Origin of the sequence: Aliivibrio sp. 1S128 (genome assembly GCF_001691065.1) — a bacterium.
In the GTDB taxonomy this organism is placed as follows: domain Bacteria; phylum Pseudomonadota; class Gammaproteobacteria; order Enterobacterales; family Vibrionaceae; genus Aliivibrio.
Genome location: NZ_MAJV01000003.1, coordinates 326,816 through 342,392 on the forward strand (window position 1 = coordinate 326,816; position 15,577 = coordinate 342,392).

At 39.4% G+C, this 15,577-nt stretch carries 14 protein-coding genes and 2 tRNA genes; 2 read left to right on the forward strand and 14 right to left on the reverse strand.

Annotated features, from left to right (window positions below; translation table 11 throughout):
• Positions 1–53: 53 nt before the first annotated feature.
• Positions 54–479 carry a nitric oxide-sensing transcriptional repressor NsrR gene (nsrR, locus tag A6E03_RS03300; protein WP_065594224.1) on the reverse strand — a complete coding sequence of 142 codons (426 nt, stop codon included), beginning with the start codon at positions 477–479 and terminating at the stop codon, positions 54–56.
• Between the two features lie 109 nt (positions 480–588).
• On the opposite strand from nsrR, the gene hmpA reads away from it, so the two are divergent.
• Positions 589–1,773 (forward strand): NO-inducible flavohemoprotein, encoded by a 1,185-nt coding sequence (gene hmpA / locus A6E03_RS03305; RefSeq protein WP_065594225.1) that lies wholly within the window; start codon positions 589–591, stop codon positions 1,771–1,773.
• A gap of 111 nt (positions 1,774–1,884) precedes the next feature.
• Here the strand turns inward: hmpA and A6E03_RS03310 are convergent, their stop codons facing one another.
• The 11 genes from A6E03_RS03310 to tsaE all read right to left on the reverse strand — a co-directional run bounded on the left by A6E03_RS03310 (position 1,885) and on the right by tsaE (position 13,484).
• Positions 1,885–2,517 (reverse strand): tetratricopeptide repeat protein, encoded by a 633-nt coding sequence (locus A6E03_RS03310; RefSeq protein ID WP_065594226.1) that lies wholly within the window; start codon positions 2,515–2,517, stop codon positions 1,885–1,887.
• Between the two features lie 212 nt (positions 2,518–2,729).
• Complete coding sequence (locus A6E03_RS03315; protein WP_065594227.1) at positions 2,730–4,046, reverse strand: adenylosuccinate synthase; 1,317 nt, start codon at positions 4,044–4,046, stop codon at positions 2,730–2,732.
• A 178-nt stretch (positions 4,047–4,224) separates the two neighbouring features.
• Positions 4,225–4,410: a DUF2065 domain-containing protein gene (locus A6E03_RS03320; RefSeq protein WP_065594228.1), complete on the reverse strand. Its 186-nt coding sequence runs from the start codon at positions 4,408–4,410 to the stop codon at positions 4,225–4,227.
• A gap of 93 nt (positions 4,411–4,503) precedes the next feature.
• On the reverse strand, positions 4,504–5,388 hold the full coding sequence (gene hflC / locus A6E03_RS03325; protein ID WP_065594229.1) for a protease modulator HflC: 885 nt from the start codon (positions 5,386–5,388) through the stop codon (positions 4,504–4,506).
• 2 nt (positions 5,389–5,390) lie between these two features.
• The gene (gene hflK / locus A6E03_RS03330; protein ID WP_065594230.1) at positions 5,391–6,611 is read right to left on the reverse strand and encodes an FtsH protease activity modulator HflK; all 1,221 of its coding nucleotides are present in this window, start codon (positions 6,609–6,611) and stop codon (positions 5,391–5,393) included.
• Positions 6,612–6,629: 18 nt separating this feature from the next.
• On the reverse strand, positions 6,630–7,949 hold the full coding sequence (hflX, locus tag A6E03_RS03335) for a ribosome rescue GTPase HflX (protein WP_065594231.1): 1,320 nt from the start codon (positions 7,947–7,949) through the stop codon (positions 6,630–6,632).
• Positions 7,950–7,993: 44 nt separating this feature from the next.
• Positions 7,994–8,260 (reverse strand): RNA chaperone Hfq, encoded by a 267-nt coding sequence (gene hfq / locus A6E03_RS03340; RefSeq protein ID WP_017022675.1) that lies wholly within the window; start codon positions 8,258–8,260, stop codon positions 7,994–7,996.
• Between the two features lie 103 nt (positions 8,261–8,363).
• Entirely contained in the window at positions 8,364–9,296 is a 933-nt protein-coding gene (gene miaA / locus A6E03_RS03345) for a tRNA (adenosine(37)-N6)-dimethylallyltransferase MiaA (RefSeq protein ID WP_065594232.1), read from the reverse strand.
• Complete coding sequence (gene mutL / locus A6E03_RS03350; protein ID WP_065594233.1) at positions 9,289–11,286, reverse strand: DNA mismatch repair endonuclease MutL; 1,998 nt, start codon at positions 11,284–11,286, stop codon at positions 9,289–9,291. The genes miaA and mutL overlap by 8 nt, the downstream gene beginning before the upstream one ends.
• Before the next feature lie 12 nt (positions 11,287–11,298).
• Entirely contained in the window at positions 11,299–13,026 is a 1,728-nt protein-coding gene (locus A6E03_RS03355) for a LysM peptidoglycan-binding domain-containing protein (RefSeq protein WP_065594234.1), read from the reverse strand.
• Complete coding sequence (gene tsaE, locus A6E03_RS03360) at positions 13,020–13,484, reverse strand: tRNA (adenosine(37)-N6)-threonylcarbamoyltransferase complex ATPase subunit type 1 TsaE (RefSeq protein ID WP_065594235.1); 465 nt, start codon at positions 13,482–13,484, stop codon at positions 13,020–13,022. Before tsaE ends, A6E03_RS03355 begins: the two co-directional genes overlap by 7 nt.
• Positions 13,485–13,700: 216 nt before the next feature.
• Between tsaE and queG the strand changes: the two genes are divergently transcribed.
• Positions 13,701–14,813: a tRNA epoxyqueuosine(34) reductase QueG gene (queG, locus tag A6E03_RS03365; RefSeq protein WP_065594260.1), complete on the forward strand. Its 1,113-nt coding sequence runs from the start codon at positions 13,701–13,703 to the stop codon at positions 14,811–14,813.
• Between the two features lie 569 nt (positions 14,814–15,382).
• Here queG and A6E03_RS03370 read toward each other — a convergent pair.
• Positions 15,383–15,458 (reverse strand) — tRNA-Gly (locus A6E03_RS03370).
• Positions 15,459–15,491: 33 nt separating this feature from the next.
• A tRNA-Met gene (locus tag A6E03_RS03375) sits at positions 15,492–15,568 on the reverse strand.
• Positions 15,569–15,577: the final 9 nt, after the last annotated feature.

The following is a 15,577-nucleotide window of genomic DNA, read 5'->3' on the forward strand; positions in this document are numbered from 1 at the left end:
TAATTGTACCTGAGTATAGAAACAACAGATAGGAAAGGATCTGGAATTACAAGCTAAACTCTCTTTAACAAAATCAGTAATTCATTGTTGTCAGTTAACATATCTTGAATGGTGTAATTATCCAGTTCACCTAAGAATGCTTGCTTGGCTTTAGCGAGTGCGCTCTTCAATCGACAAGCCGATGTGATATGACAAAAATCAGGAGCACAATTCACAACTTGTAATGGCTCAATAGAACGTATCACATCTCCGATATTAATCAGCTCTGCTGGTCTTCCTAAACAGATGCCACCGTTCTTTCCTCGAACCGTTTTTACGTAACCTTCTTGGCCTAATTTGTTTATTATTTTAACCATGTGATTACGTGACACATCAAATGTTTCTGTCACGATAGTAATACTGGTTAATTCATCCTTAGGTAACGAAGCTAGGAATATCAAGGCTCTCAAGCCAAAGTCGGTAAAATTTGTAAGCTGCATATCCTCTCCTTAATGTCTTTTTCATTGTAATTCTTCTCTTGACTAAAAGATATATTTTAGATACAACTTATAACATACATTATAAATACACCTTTAAAGGTAATAAATCATGCTCAGCAAAAATACTATCGACATCATTAAATCCACTATTCCATTACTTGCACAAACCGGCCCGGCATTAACCGCGCATTTTTACGATCGTATGTTTACTCATAATCCAGAGTTAAAAGATATTTTTAACATGAGTAATCAGCGCAATGGCGATCAACGAGAAGCGTTATTCAATGCAATCTGTGCTTATGCGGGTAATATTGAAAACCTAGCAGTCTTACTGCCTGCTGTTGAAAAAATAGCACACAAACATACCAGCTTTATGATCACCGCCGAGCAATACAATATTGTTGGTGGACACTTAATCGCAACGCTTGATGAAATGTTTTCTCCAGGCCAAGAAGTATTAGATGCGTGGGCTGAAGCTTACGGTATTCTGGCTAATGTATTCATTCAACGTGAAGAACAAATCTATCAAGATAACAATGCTCTTGATGGTGGTTGGCGCGGACTGCGTGAGTTTGAGCTAATAGCAAAAGAAAAAGAAAGTGAGCTCATCACTAGCTTTACGCTTATGCCAACAGATGACTTAGCGGTATCGTCATTTAAACCAGGTCAATACATTGGTATTTATTTAAATCCTGAAGAATTCGAAAACCAAGAAGTGCGTCAATACAGTTTATCTTCTGCGCCTCAAGAAAAAACATACCGCATTTCAGTAAAACGAGAGGAAGGCGGTAAAGCATCAAATTATCTACATGCGTCACTCAATGTTGGCGATAAGGTAAATCTTACTGCGCCTGCTGGCGATTTTTTCTTAGATGTTGAAGCATCAACACCTGTTACGCTTATTTCTGCAGGTGTTGGCTTAACTCCTACTCTTTCTATGCTAGAAACACTTACCCAGCATGAAGAAAAAGTAACTTGGCTGCACGCGACAGAAAATGGATCTCAACATGCATTTAAACACCATATTTCTGCTTTAGCAGAGAAGCATGAACATATCTCTGCGTATACTTGGTATAACCAAGCACAGGAAACAGATAAGCTAAATCAAGACTTCCAGTTTGGCGGTTTAATTAACTTAGCTGACGTTAAAGAAGAGATCATCTCTGATACTGGTCATTATTATTTCTGTGGTCCTGTGGGCTTTATGCAACATGTCGCGAAACAGTTAATTGAACTGGGTGTTACTGAAGATCGTATTCACTACGAATGCTTTGGCCCTCATAAAGTTCTTTAAACCGCTAAATTAAAATGCAAAAACGCCCAGCGATGAATAATCGCTGGGCGTTTTTTAGAGTTGATGACATTACCTATCTAACAAAAACAGTTACATATTAGCACTTAGGTTCTACCAGAAGGTATCTCGCCTTTTTGCTCTCGCAATAACGTTACCTGGCATGCGCATCTCTAATCCATTTCTCAAATTAGCAATTCGTCTATGTTGACGACCATCAGAAGTTATCGAATTATATAACCATCGATACGCATCTTCATAATCTAGCGGGCTGCCATAATCACTAAGCAGTAATTCCGCTAAATGAATACGAGCATTAATATTACCCATCCCTGCCGCTTCACGCAGATAAGGGATCGCTCTCTCTCTGTCTTGCTGCACTAATGTGCCTTTGGCATAATATCGACCAATTTGCTCAAGTGCGGCGGGTAAGCCTTGCCTTGCTGCATTTTCCATATAATAGAGACCTAGCTCTACATCACGGTCAACACACACTCCCCATGCAAGCATATCCCCATAAAGGAACTCATACGCAGGAGAATCAATTTTGGTTGCACGAGCAACGATATCTTCAACTAATTGACAATTATCCACGTTCTTCACACGAGTTAACTGTGAGTTAGTATCAAACAGCCGGAATAATTGGTTTTCGGTATAAATTGGGATCGGTTCCCCGATCTCTTCGCTAGAAGCATGCACGGGCACAAGTGCCACCATACAAGCTGCTACGAGATGTCGTAGTTTCATAAATTCATCAACTCTTTGTCACTGTATTTATTGTATCGACGTAAGCGGCAAGTTCTTTAGGCAAAATTCACCCTAAGTGGCAATTTTTTGCCCATACTTTATAAATCGTTGATTAAATAATTGATGATAATATGAATTAAAAGGCTCAAGCCTCAAAATTTAGGCACAAAAAAACCAGCTACATGAGCTGGTTTTTATTCATTCGTTCGTTATTAAACTTCGAATGGGTGTACTTTAACGATTGTCTCATTACGGTCAGGACCAGTAGAGATAATGTCAATTGGAACACCTGTTAATTCTTCGATACGCTTAATGTAATCTAAAGCCGCTTGTGGAAGCGCTTCAATTGTTTGTGCACCGAATGTATTTTCAGACCAACCAGGCATAGTTTCGTATACTGGTGTTGCTTCTTCAAATGCTTCAGCAGCCATTGGAGAAACTTCTAATAAAGAGCCATCTTTCATCATGTAACCAGTACAGATTTTTAGCTCTTCTAGGCCATCTAAAACATCTAACTTAGTTAGACAAATTCCAGATAATGAGTTGATTTGGATTGCACGACGCATAGCAACAGCATCAAACCAACCACAACGGCGTAAACGGCCAGTTGTCGCGCCAAACTCATGACCAACATCGCCTAAGTGCTTACCGATTGGGTCTTGTTTTTCTAGACCATCATATAGCTCTGTAGGGAATGGACCTGAACCAACACGAGTACAGTATGCCTTGGTAATACCTAGGATGTAGCCTAAATGACGAGGTCCAAAACCAGAACCCGCAGCAACACCACCAGCAGTAGTATTAGAAGACGTTACATAAGGGTAAGTACCGTGGTCGATGTCTAGAAGTGTACCTTGAGCACCTTCAAACATAATCTTGTCGCCACGCTTACGTGCTGCGTCAAGAGTATCAGTAACATCAATAACCATTGAAGTAAGTAGATCAGCATAGCTCATTGCTTGCTCAAGTACTTCTTCATAGCTTACTGCGTCTACTTTGTAGTAGTTCACTAATGCGAAGTTATGGTATTCCATTACTTCTTTTAGTTTTTCAGCAAAAGCCGCTTTATCAAACAAATCGCCAACACGTAGGCCACGACGAGATACTTTATCTTCGTACGCAGGACCGATACCACGACCAGTTGTACCAATTGCTTTGTTACCACGTGCGATTTCACGCGCTTGATCTAGCGCTACGTGATAAGGAAGAATTAGAGGACAAGCTTCAGAAATGAATAGGCGTTCACGAACTGGAATGCCACGCGCTTCAAGTGGCGCCATTTCTTTTAGTAAAGCATCAGGCGAAAGTACTACGCCATTACCAATAATGCATTCAACATTATTACGTAAGATACCTGATGGAATTAAGTGTAGAACGGTTTTTTCACCGTCGATAACTAGAGTATGGCCTGCATTGTGACCGCCTTGATAGCGAACCACATACTTTGCATCTTCAGTTAAAAGGTCTACTATTTTACCTTTACCTTCGTCACCCCATTGGGTGCCCAGAACGACTACGTTATTTCCCATCTTTCCAAAGTCTGCTTGTTAGTTAAAAATGGATTCTAGCATTGATAGAAAAATGTTTCATTTATTTTTAAGGGAAAACTCACTTTCACAATAAACCGCTGCCAATATAAACAAATTTGTCATTTATTATTCTCAATAAAATCAAACCAAGTTTATGCGCTTAGATTTCTAACAAAATTCAAAGCATCACACTGCAAATCACAACACCAGTCACAACTAAGCAACCACCAATACGTCGCAAGGTATTATCTGGTTGCTCACTCAATTGAGCCACCATATTACGCCACCCATTAGGAGCAATTAATGGGCCTAGCCCTTCAACAATAAGTACACCGCCAATCGCCAACCAAATAGCATTACTCATACAACCTCTCTATCGAGATAAATTAATAGACAAAAACAAAACAAGGCCCCGAAGGACCTTGTTAATTAGTTAGAATTAAAATCTACACGAGATTTATTTTCCGCCTTTTGGATCATTCATGTATTTGAAGAAGTCAGCCTTAGGATCAAGTACCAAGATGTCATTCTTGCTATTAAATGAATTTTCATATGCTTTCAATGAACGAATAAAGCTAAAGAACTCAGGTTCTTTATTAAACGTATCTGCATACAATTTCGCTACTTTTGCATCAGCATCACCACGAGTAATTTGTGCTGTTTTATCCGCTTCTGCAATAATAGTGGCCACTTCAAGCTCTGATTGAGCACGAATAACTTCGGCTTTCTCGCGACCTTGAGAACGTAATTTACGAGCAACGGCTTCACGCTCTGCACGCATACGACGGTAAATAGATTCTGAAATTTCTTCTGGTAGGTTGATTTTCTTGATTCGTAAATCAATCACTTCAATTCCTAAATCACCAGTTCCTTCTTGAGAGTCAAGAAGTACTGTTGCCATTACTTGTTCACGTTTTTCAGAAACGATTTCTTTAACGGTTTTACTACCAATTTCAGCTCGTAAGCCATCAGATACACGACGTTGCAATAAAGATTCCGCCGTTAAGATATTACCGCCACCTGTTGCTAAATAGAATTGACCGAAATCTTTAATTTTCCATTTAACGTATGAATCGATAATAACGTCTTTTTTCTCTGATGTTACGAAACGGTCTGATTGATCATCCATTGTTTGAATTCGAGCATCTAACACGTTTACACGATCGAACATTGGCATTTTAAAATGTAAACCAGGTTCATAAATACGTGTAATGTTGTTGTCATCTTTAATCAAACGACCAAATCGAGTTACGATACCGCGTTCGCCTTCTGGTATCACAAACAGTGACATTAAGAAAATAGCGATAACAACGATAAGCGTTGGGATCATTAACTTACGCATGATTAATATCTCCCTTCACGAGTTGAAGTACGGCTTGTAGTATTCGCTTTTGGATCTGGTTGTCCATTTTTCTCTAACTCAAAATCATAATTTTTAGATGATGATGTTGATGTTTTAGGAGAAGATTTAGCAGACCCTTGTTGATTACCTACCATCTTATCTAATGGAAGATACAACAAATTACCGTTTGATTCAGAATCAATAAGAACCTTACTTGTATTACCGTATACACGTTCCATTGTATCAAGATACAAACGAGTACGTGTGACTTCAGGTGCTCTATTGTATTCAGGTAACAACTTTTCAAACTGAGCAATTTGACCAATAGCTCCGTTCACAGTACGTTCAGTATAACCTTGAGCTTCTTTCTTCAAACGCTCAGCACGACCTGTGGCTTTTGGAAGAATATCATTGCTGTAGGCTTCTGCTTCACGAATGAAACGTTCTTCATCTTCTCGAGCCGCGATTGCATCATCAAACGACGCTTTCACTTCTTCCGGTGGACGAGCAAGTTGGAAGTTGACATCAACAACAATTAAACCCATATCATATTTATCAACTATACGATTCAGTGTTTCTTGAGTACGTTGACGGATCACTTGACGACCACTGGTCAAGATATCATCCATTTTTGCGTCACCAATTACAGCACGAAGTGCAGAATCAGTCGCTTGACGTAAACTGTCATCAGCATTAACGACGGTATATAAATATTTTCGTGCGTCAGCAACTCGATATTGAACACCCATTTCAACAGTCACAACGTTCTCATCTTTTGTTAGCATTAAGCCTTTTGAGTTTAATGAACGAATCGATTGAATATTTACAGCTGTTACTTGGTCAATAAAGGTTGGTTTCCAGTTTAGACCTGGATCAACCATACGATCGTATTTACCTAAGCGTAAAACGACACCACGCTCACTCTCGCCAATCGTATAGAAACCAGAAAATATCCAGATAGCAATTGCGACAACCGCAATGAGACCTAAGCCAATTGCGCCGCCATTACCAAATGAAGGTAAGCCACTGCCACCTTTATTGTTTCCGCCTTTATTTCCACCGCCAAACTTACCGCTTAGCTTTTGACTTAGTTTATTAAAAACTTCATCAAGGTCTGGTGGGCCTTGTTCACGACCGCCACGATTTTTATTACCCCAAGGGTCTTTATTATCGCCGCCGCCATTATTATTGTTGTTGTTATTTCCAGGCTCATTCCACGCCATTAGAAAACTCCAAGGTAATTATGAAGATAAAGAATCCTGTGCGCTCTCGTTTGTCACTAAAAAGTAACTTAACGGAGTCTCTTCACGTTTTTCTAACTTAGACCAATCAACTTGCTGCATACGTATATCAATAAGCAAGCTGCCATCATCCTGATATTCTTCTTTTATAATGCTTTGCATTTGAAAGAACTTACTTCGAAAACGCCCAACCAACTCAGGAGGTAGTCGCAATGTATGAACTACCATTTGCCCTGCTAACCGTTCCGTTAATGCTTGAAAAAGTAATTCAATGCCTTGACCTTCCATTGCTGAAACCCAAACACATCGAGGGACTCCTTCCTCATCACGTTCAATTCTTGGTTGTTGATTTTCTAAGTTATCAATCTTATTCATTACGAGAAGATAAGGCACCTCATGGGCATCTATCTCTTCAAGAACAATATCTACTGCTTCAATGTTCTCACGAAAACGCTCATCACTGGCATCAACTACATGTAACAAAATATTAGCTTCTTGCGTTTCTTGTAATGTTGCCTTAAAGGCAGCAACAAGATCATGTGGTAAATGACGAATGAAACCTACTGTATCAGCAAGTATTGAGGCTCCAACATCGGTTACTTCAATCTTACGTAAAGTCGGGTCAAGTGTTGCGAACAATTGATCTGCGACATAAACCCCAGCTTCAGTAATTCGGTTAAATAACGTAGATTTCCCTGCGTTAGTATAACCAACTAAAGAAATGGTTGGAATTTCAGCCCGAATTCTTGCTCTACGACCTTGTTCACGTTGCTTTGCAACTTTACCTAATCGACGTAGGATTGCTTTGATACGATCTCGCAATAATCGTCTATCAGTTTCTAATTGCGTTTCACCCGGACCTCGTAAACCAATTCCGCCTTTTTGACGTTCAAGGTGTGTCCAGCCACGGATTAATCGAGTAGATATATGACGTAATTGTGCTAACTCAACTTGCAGCTTACCTTCATAGGTTCGTGCTCGTTGAGCAAAAATATCCAGTATTAGTCCAGTTCGGTCTATTACTCGACATTCACATATTTGTTCTAAATTTCGTTCTTGAGCTGGAGACAATGCGTGATTAAAAATCACAATGTCTGCATTATTTGCTCGAACAGCATCGGCAATTTCTAGTGCTTTACCCTCACCTACATAATATTTAGGGAGTGGGGATTGACGGGTTCCCGTCACAACAGCCAATGTGTTTACCCCCGCAGAAGACACCAACATTTTACATTCGTCGAGATCTTCCAACTCCCCTTCATAAGTGAAGTTAATATGCACAAGAATAGCCTGTTCACCGGATTCATAACGGTCAAACAAGCATTAACTCCTTAAGAGTCCAACTATTCAATAATAGAATAATACTACTCTTCTGTTGTTTCTTGTGGACGCTCGCCTTGTGGGCGATCACTTGCAGTGTGATGGCTTACAGCACGAGCTGGAACTACAGTAGAGATCGCATGCTTATATACCATCTGATTTACTGTATTCTTCAATAGGATAACAAATTGATCAAATGATTCGATTTGTCCCTGTAATTTAATCCCATTCACTAAATAGATAGACACTGGAATTCTTTCACGACGCAGTGCATTCAAAAATGGGTCTTGCAAAGATTGCCCTTTAGCCATTTTTTTTTCCTTTTTGGTTTGTAATTGTAATTTTATTTAGCTATTAGTCTTTAGCTTATGACTAAATGCTCTGAAGTTAAACAACATTGATACTTTATTGTGCTTATTTTTTCTCTAAACGATCAGAGATCGTTTGTAGGGCACCATCAATGTTGTCACTATCCAGCCAAGTTAACTCTTCCCAGCTACGTAGCCAGGTAATTTGTCGCTTGGCCAATTGACGAGTCGCACAAACTCCGCGAAAAATTGCGTCATCTAATGTGCCTTCCCCATCAAAATAGTCCCACATTTGTCGATAACCTACGCATCGAATCGATGGCAAATTCGCATGAAGATCTTCTCGTTCGTACAACGTACGAGCTTCCTCTTCAAAACCAGCTTCCATCATCATCTTAAAACGCAGTTCAATTCGACGGTGAATTTCTGCTCTTTCTTTTGGCGCTATCGCAAATTGATGCACCTCATAAGGCAAAGCTTCACCTTTAATCTGGGTTAATTCTGTTAATGTTTTACCCGAAATTCGAAATACTTCCAACGCTCGGGAAAGTCGTTGTGGATCATTTGGATGAATTCTAGCTGCTGATACAGGATCAATGTCTTTTAACTGACCGTGCATAGCTTCCCATCCAAGAGTCACCGCTTCTTGCTCAATTTGAGCTCTAATGTCAGCATCCGCTGCTGGTAATGGTGAAAGACCTTCAAGTAGTGCTTTGTAATACAACATCGTACCACCAACTAACAAAGGTATCTTTCCTTGAGCAACAATGTCTTCCATCTCTCTTAAAGCATCACGACGAAATTCAGCTACCGAATAGCTCTCCGTCGGTTCTAAAATATCAATAAGACGATGAGGTGCCTGTAAAAGTTCCGCCTCATTTGGTTTTGCCGTACCGATATCCATACCCTTATAGATAAGGGCTGAGTCTACGCTTATCAACTCTACAGGAAAACGTTTTCGCAATTCAATTGCTAAGCTTGTTTTTCCTGATGCAGTCGGTCCCATTAAAAATATGGCTTTTGGTAATGCTTTATTCATGACTAAATGCTTGTATCGCCTGAGTAATATCGATGTTTTTTAACAGCTTCTGATTAAATTGGGATAAACCACTTCCCCATAACTGCTCTAATTCCATCACTAATTGTATCGCTTGAGCGGTACTATAATTGGCCTCTTCATGTTGAATTTGATGAGAAAGCCAAATTATTACCTGCTCAAGTGACGGATTGATGTTATCTAGATACCTTAACAGATTCGGGATCAATTGTTGTAAATTCTGCTGCCTTATCGGCTGACAAACCGCCATAACGATCACGTTAGTACTATTTTTAACTTTAAGATCAATTCCAAGAGGTTTCAAGAAAGAAACATAATTCAATATTTTATTACATATTCCCTCTTCAATTCCAACAGAAAGGGGGATCAATAAAGGTTGGGGTCTTAATGGTTCAACATGTACTGTATTTAATTGGCCATGGCTTTTTACAAATTCAGCGTAGCGTAAATCCAAAAGTTGTAACTGAGAACCTTGCTGTAACAAAGCAAAAACGTTTTCGACAATGCTTAATACTTTCCCTAATGATACTGTTTTATCAGTCTCCACACTTAATACCGGTACAAATTTTTCTATTTCTGTAACGTCTGGTGAATGACTTAAGCGGGCTTCATTTATTTGATGAGGTGACGACTGAAAATCTTTCGTCGTTGTCGTTAGCAATGCCTTATATTGATTCAACTCTTTCTGAGATGGCTTATCGCTTTGATATAATCTTTGTGCTTTTGGACCTTCCGCTTTTGGCGAAAGTCGGGTAGATGAACTTGATGAAACCCAAGAATCTGACGGGGCTTTGTTGGGGTAATTTGGCGTGGAATTTACCGCAACTCTTAACTGTTCAGCCTTTACATCAACCTCTTTGTGCGGAGAATCTTGTTGAGGTTGACGAACATATTCTTTCATCGGTGGAAAATAGGCTTCTTTATCATCAACTTGGTTATCGCTGTCATGGTCATGCTGAGACAAAAATAAGCTTGCACTTTGCTGCAATGCACCATAAATCGCTTGATAGATAAAGTCATGCACTAAGCGGGCTTGATGAAAACGCACTTCATGTTTTGCAGGATGAACATTCACATCTACATCATGAGGATTAATCTCAATAAATAGAATATATGCCGCATATTGATTGGCGAGTAAAGAGGACTCATAACCTTGTCGAATAGCATGATTGATTAATTTATCCTTCATCATTCGACCATTCACATAGCAATATTGGATATCACCTTGCGCACGCGCCCCTTCTGGTGAAGAAATCCAACCATGGAATTTAAGTTCGCCATGCTCTAACTCAACCTCTAACGCATGCTGTAGAAAATTAGAACCACATACCGCGGCAAGACGCTTTTCAACTTGAGCTTTAGTTTGGGCTGCTCGATATTGACGAATTTGTTTGCCGTTATGACGCAGATTGATCGTAATATCCAATCGACTCAACGCTATTCGCTTTAATAACTCATCAATATGCGTGAATTCTGTTTTTTCTGTACGGAGAAACTTTCGACGAGCTGGGGTATTGAAGAAAAGATCAACCACATCGATAGTCGTGCCAATTGGATGAGCTGCTGGTTTCAACTTTACCGTCATATCTCGCCCTTCAGCATACGCTGACCATGCCTCTTCTTGAGCGATAGTTCGAGACGTTAAGGTAAGACGAGAGACGGAACTTATCGAAGCAAGGGCTTCACCACGAAAGCCTAAACTGACAATCGCTTCTAAGTCATCAAGAGTGGTAATTTTAGAGGTCGCATGGCGGCTTAAGGCGAGGGTTAATTCATCTTTCGCAATACCAAAACCGTTATCACGGATACGAATTAACTTACTGCCACCTTTTTCAATATCAATATCGATGCGAGTTGCTCCCGCATCGATACTGTTTTCTACAAGCTCTTTTACAACAGAAGCAGGGCGCTCTACAACCTCACCCGCCGCAATTTGGTTGGCTAATCGAGCTGGTAAGATCTGAATTGGCATAACCCTGTCCTTTTAACTGGTTGGTATAACGAGTACCTGTCCGATTGCCAATTCATCTGAACGTAATTTATTGGCCTTTCTCAGACTGGATACAGACACTCCATATTTAGTCGCAATTTTACCTAAGAACTCACCACGTTTCACCGTATGTTTCTTAACTGGCGCAACAATACTCACTTTCAATTTTTGACCGACAAACAAGGTATCGGACTTCAATCTATTTAATGAACGTAGGCTACTGGTTGATACTTTATATCTAGATGCAATTTTTCCTAAGTATTCACCAGAGCGTACTTTATGGGTGATAATCGTACGTGCTTGCGTTGAACTTGATGTCGTCGTTTTCGGAGCAACATACACAGATTTATTATTTGGAATAATCAGCACTTGCCCTACCGCTAAACCAGTACTCTTAAGCTTATTTGCACTTTTTAGCTTAGCCGTCGTAGTGCCGTACTTTTTCGCGATAACAGACAGTGATTCACCAGATCGTACTTTGTGTTTCTGCTGCTGTCCTTTTGCTGCCAGTAAAGTACCTTGAGGTGGGTTATCTTTAAAGTAACGAGTAATGGCCCTTGAGATCGCTCGAGCAATCTTATCCTGATGAGCTCGCTGGAACAGTTGCTTCTCTTCAGTAGGGTTCGACATAAAACCCGTTTCAATTAAGATTGATGGAATATCTGGTGATTTCAATACCGCCAAACTCGCATGTGCAGGTTTAGATTTATGCAGTTTAATCACTTTACCCATTTCAGAAAGTACATTTACCGCTAATTTATAGCCTTCTTCCGTTGAGTTTTGAAACTGCATATCTAAAATAGTTTGGCTTACGTTTCTGTCTTTATTATTTTTAGATAGCACATCTCCTGCGCCTCCCAAAAGCTCTGATTGCTTCTCATGTTTCTCTACCCAACGACCAATTTCGGTATTCGCACGACGTGTATTTAACACAAAAACAGAACCACCTCGTGGCTTTGGAGAACTAAAGCTATCGGCATGGATCGACACTAAAAAGTGAGCTCTATTTTTTCTCGCTAATTCAGTTCGTTGGTTTAAATTAACAAAGTAATCACCGCTACGAGTAAGTATTGCTCTCATACCCGGTTGAGCATTTATTTGCGCGACCACTTTCTTCGATATAGCGAGAGTTGCATGCTTCTCATATTTTCTTGTCGGTCCAATAGAACCAGGATCTTCCCCGCCATGTCCGGCATCAATGGCAATAATAATCTCACCACTTCCAATAATTTGATTGGCTTGAGAATTAATAATTGGTTTTGAAGAAGCTATAGGTTTACTTTGAACTGGTTTTGAATTTCCTTTAGATTTATGAGGTAAATCCATTACTAAACGGTGTCCATACTGGCCACCAGGAGTCGGTGCTAATTTAAAAATCTCTGCTGTAACGGAGTGTTTTAATTCAAAAACAAGTCGAGTTGTCCCTTTTGATGGCGCAGAGCTCTTTCTTATTTTTGATAACACCTTACTATCACTAACGCTAAGTGGTAGTTTTGCTTTTACATTAGTATTTTTAAGGTCAACAACCAAACGATATGGGCTGCTCAACGTAAAATAACTGTAATTTGCCTCTGAGTTTAAATCGATAACAATACGAGTTTCATCAGGTGATGGCCAAACACGTATTCCCTCTAATGTATTAGCAGAAACAGAAAAACTATTTGCTGATAAAACAACAAATAGCATATACCAAAGAACTCGCAAATATTTACCGATTAACACAAATCCAACCGCTGCACTAAACTACATCCATATTCATTATTACCTGTAATCACAACATGACGACCTTCACCTTCATAGCGAATATCAATATCAATATCAGGTTCAGGTAACAACCCATGCCCTCTCTCAGGCCATTCAACTAAACAAATTGCATCATCGGTAAAGTAATCACGAATACCCATAAACTCTAGTTCTTCAGGATCGGCTAAACGATATAGGTCAAAATGGTATACCTGCCACTTATCCAATTCATAAGGTTCAACTAGAGTATATGTTGGGCTCTTTACATTACCTACATGGCCTAGTGAACGAATAAATCCTCGGCTAAAAGTCGTTTTACCTGCACCAAGGTCACCATGCAGAAAGATCGTTGTTTGTTGATTACAAGCTTGAGAAAGCTGTCTACCAAATTCAACAGTGTCGTCTTCAGTAGCTAAATTAAATTCAAAGCGTTCCATTATTCACTAATTTCACTATTCTAATTGTCTAAATTGATAGACTTGGTATCAAATTCACAATTTATATAGTGAATATTTATACGCAAGTTATCTTCTGTATTGGTACATCTTACTTAATAGTACTTTATCAGCAGTATCAAATTACGAGTTATCTTAGCTATATGATAAACTTTTACTCATTATACTGTAATAAAAAAATGTAATCTCCTTGTGAAAATTGACTATCAAGCACTCGCTAATAACATCAAACTTTGGGCACAAGAACTTGGCTTTCAAAAGGTCGGGATCTGTGACATCGATTTATCTCAACATGAAGCAGCTTTAGAGCAATGGCTTGATGCTGGCTACCATGGTTCTATGGATTGGATGGCTCGGCATGGGGTAATGAGAGCAAGACCGAATGAACTACACCCAGGAACCATTCGCGTTATTAGTGCGCGTATGGATTATCTCCCTCCAGAAGCAGGATTTGCCAGTAATTTAAGCGACACCACTCAGGCCTATATTAGTCGCTATGCACTTGGCCGTGACTACCACAAACTGATTCGTAACCAATTAAAAAAGCTAGGTCAAAAGATTGAAGCAGAAGTAGAACAATTAGGTTACCGCCCTTTTGTTGATTCTGCCCCAATTTTAGAAAGACCCTTAGCTGAAAAAGCAGGACTTGGTTGGACCGGAAAACATTCGCTTCTACTTGATAAAGACGCAGGGTCTTGGTTTTTCTTGGGCGAGCTCTTAGTTGATATCCCACTACCGGTTGATTCCCCTGTTGAGAACCAATGTGGTAAATGTACAGCTTGTGTCACTTCGTGCCCCACAAATGCCATATTAGAAAATGGAGTTATTGATGCGCGTCGGTGTATCTCTTATCTCACCATAGAAAACAGCGGCGTTATTCCTGAAGAGTTTAGACCTTTAATGGGGAATCGTATTTATGGGTGTGATGATTGCCAACTTGTCTGCCCTTGGAATAGAGAAGCCGATATCACACAACAAAATGATTTTCATCGCAGGGACTCCTTAAATAATGCAGATCTTATTTCCCTCTTTGATTGGGATGAAGCCACATTTTTAAAAAACATGGAAGGCTCTGCAATTCGTCGTATTGGATATTTACAATGGCTGCGTAATATCTCGATTGCAATGGGAAATGCTCCTCAGTCAGAACTTATTATCTCTGCACTAATGAAGCGTCTAGATTTAGATGAGAATTTAGATATTCACATTCATTGGGCAATAGAACAGCAAAAATCACACCAAATAAACAAAAATAGAAAAGAACAAAGACTTATCCGCATTATAGAAAAAGGGTTACCAAGAGACGCTTAATAAATAATAATATTTCTATACCTATTAATTACGACTTATAAAGTTTGAGGTGGATCGAAATAAATGTGGAAAACATTATTAAGCAGACTTAACAATTCAAAAAATAGAAAAGTTAAACACAAGACAGGAATATGATTAGGATCAAGGAAGTCAAGGAAAAAGATCTTTCAAATGGCCAAGAATAATGCATATAAAACACAAAACCCTTACTTATCAAATAGATACAAATAAGCAAAAATGTTATTGATCATTAAATAGAAATAAGATCTAAAAATACATTCTTTTTTTTAATGCCATTTTCAAACAACTAACAGACTTATCCACAAAAACTAATGTGTGGATAAGTCTGTTAGTTATATGGTAATTAACGCATATAACTATCCCTCTGATACTATAAGTCATTGAGAGATACAGTGAATACAGATAGTTCATCAGACGGTTTGATTCTTGTTTAGTATTTGAATCAGAATGTTCTAAAAGAGCAGAGTTTTTCGTGGGGTTAATGCTTCACAGCATTAATTTTAAAGAAAATAAAAGCGCTGAATATAATTCAGCGCTTTTATTTTGTTTGGAGCGACACACGAGGCTCGAACTCGTGACCTCAACCTTGGCAAGGTTGCGCTCTACCAGCTGAGCTAGTGTCGCATGATCAACGCTATAAAGCATTCAATCTAAATGTGGTTGCGGGAGCAGGATTTGAACCTACGACCTTCGGGTTATGAGCCCGACGAGCTACCAAGCTGCTCCATCCCGCGTCCGGATGC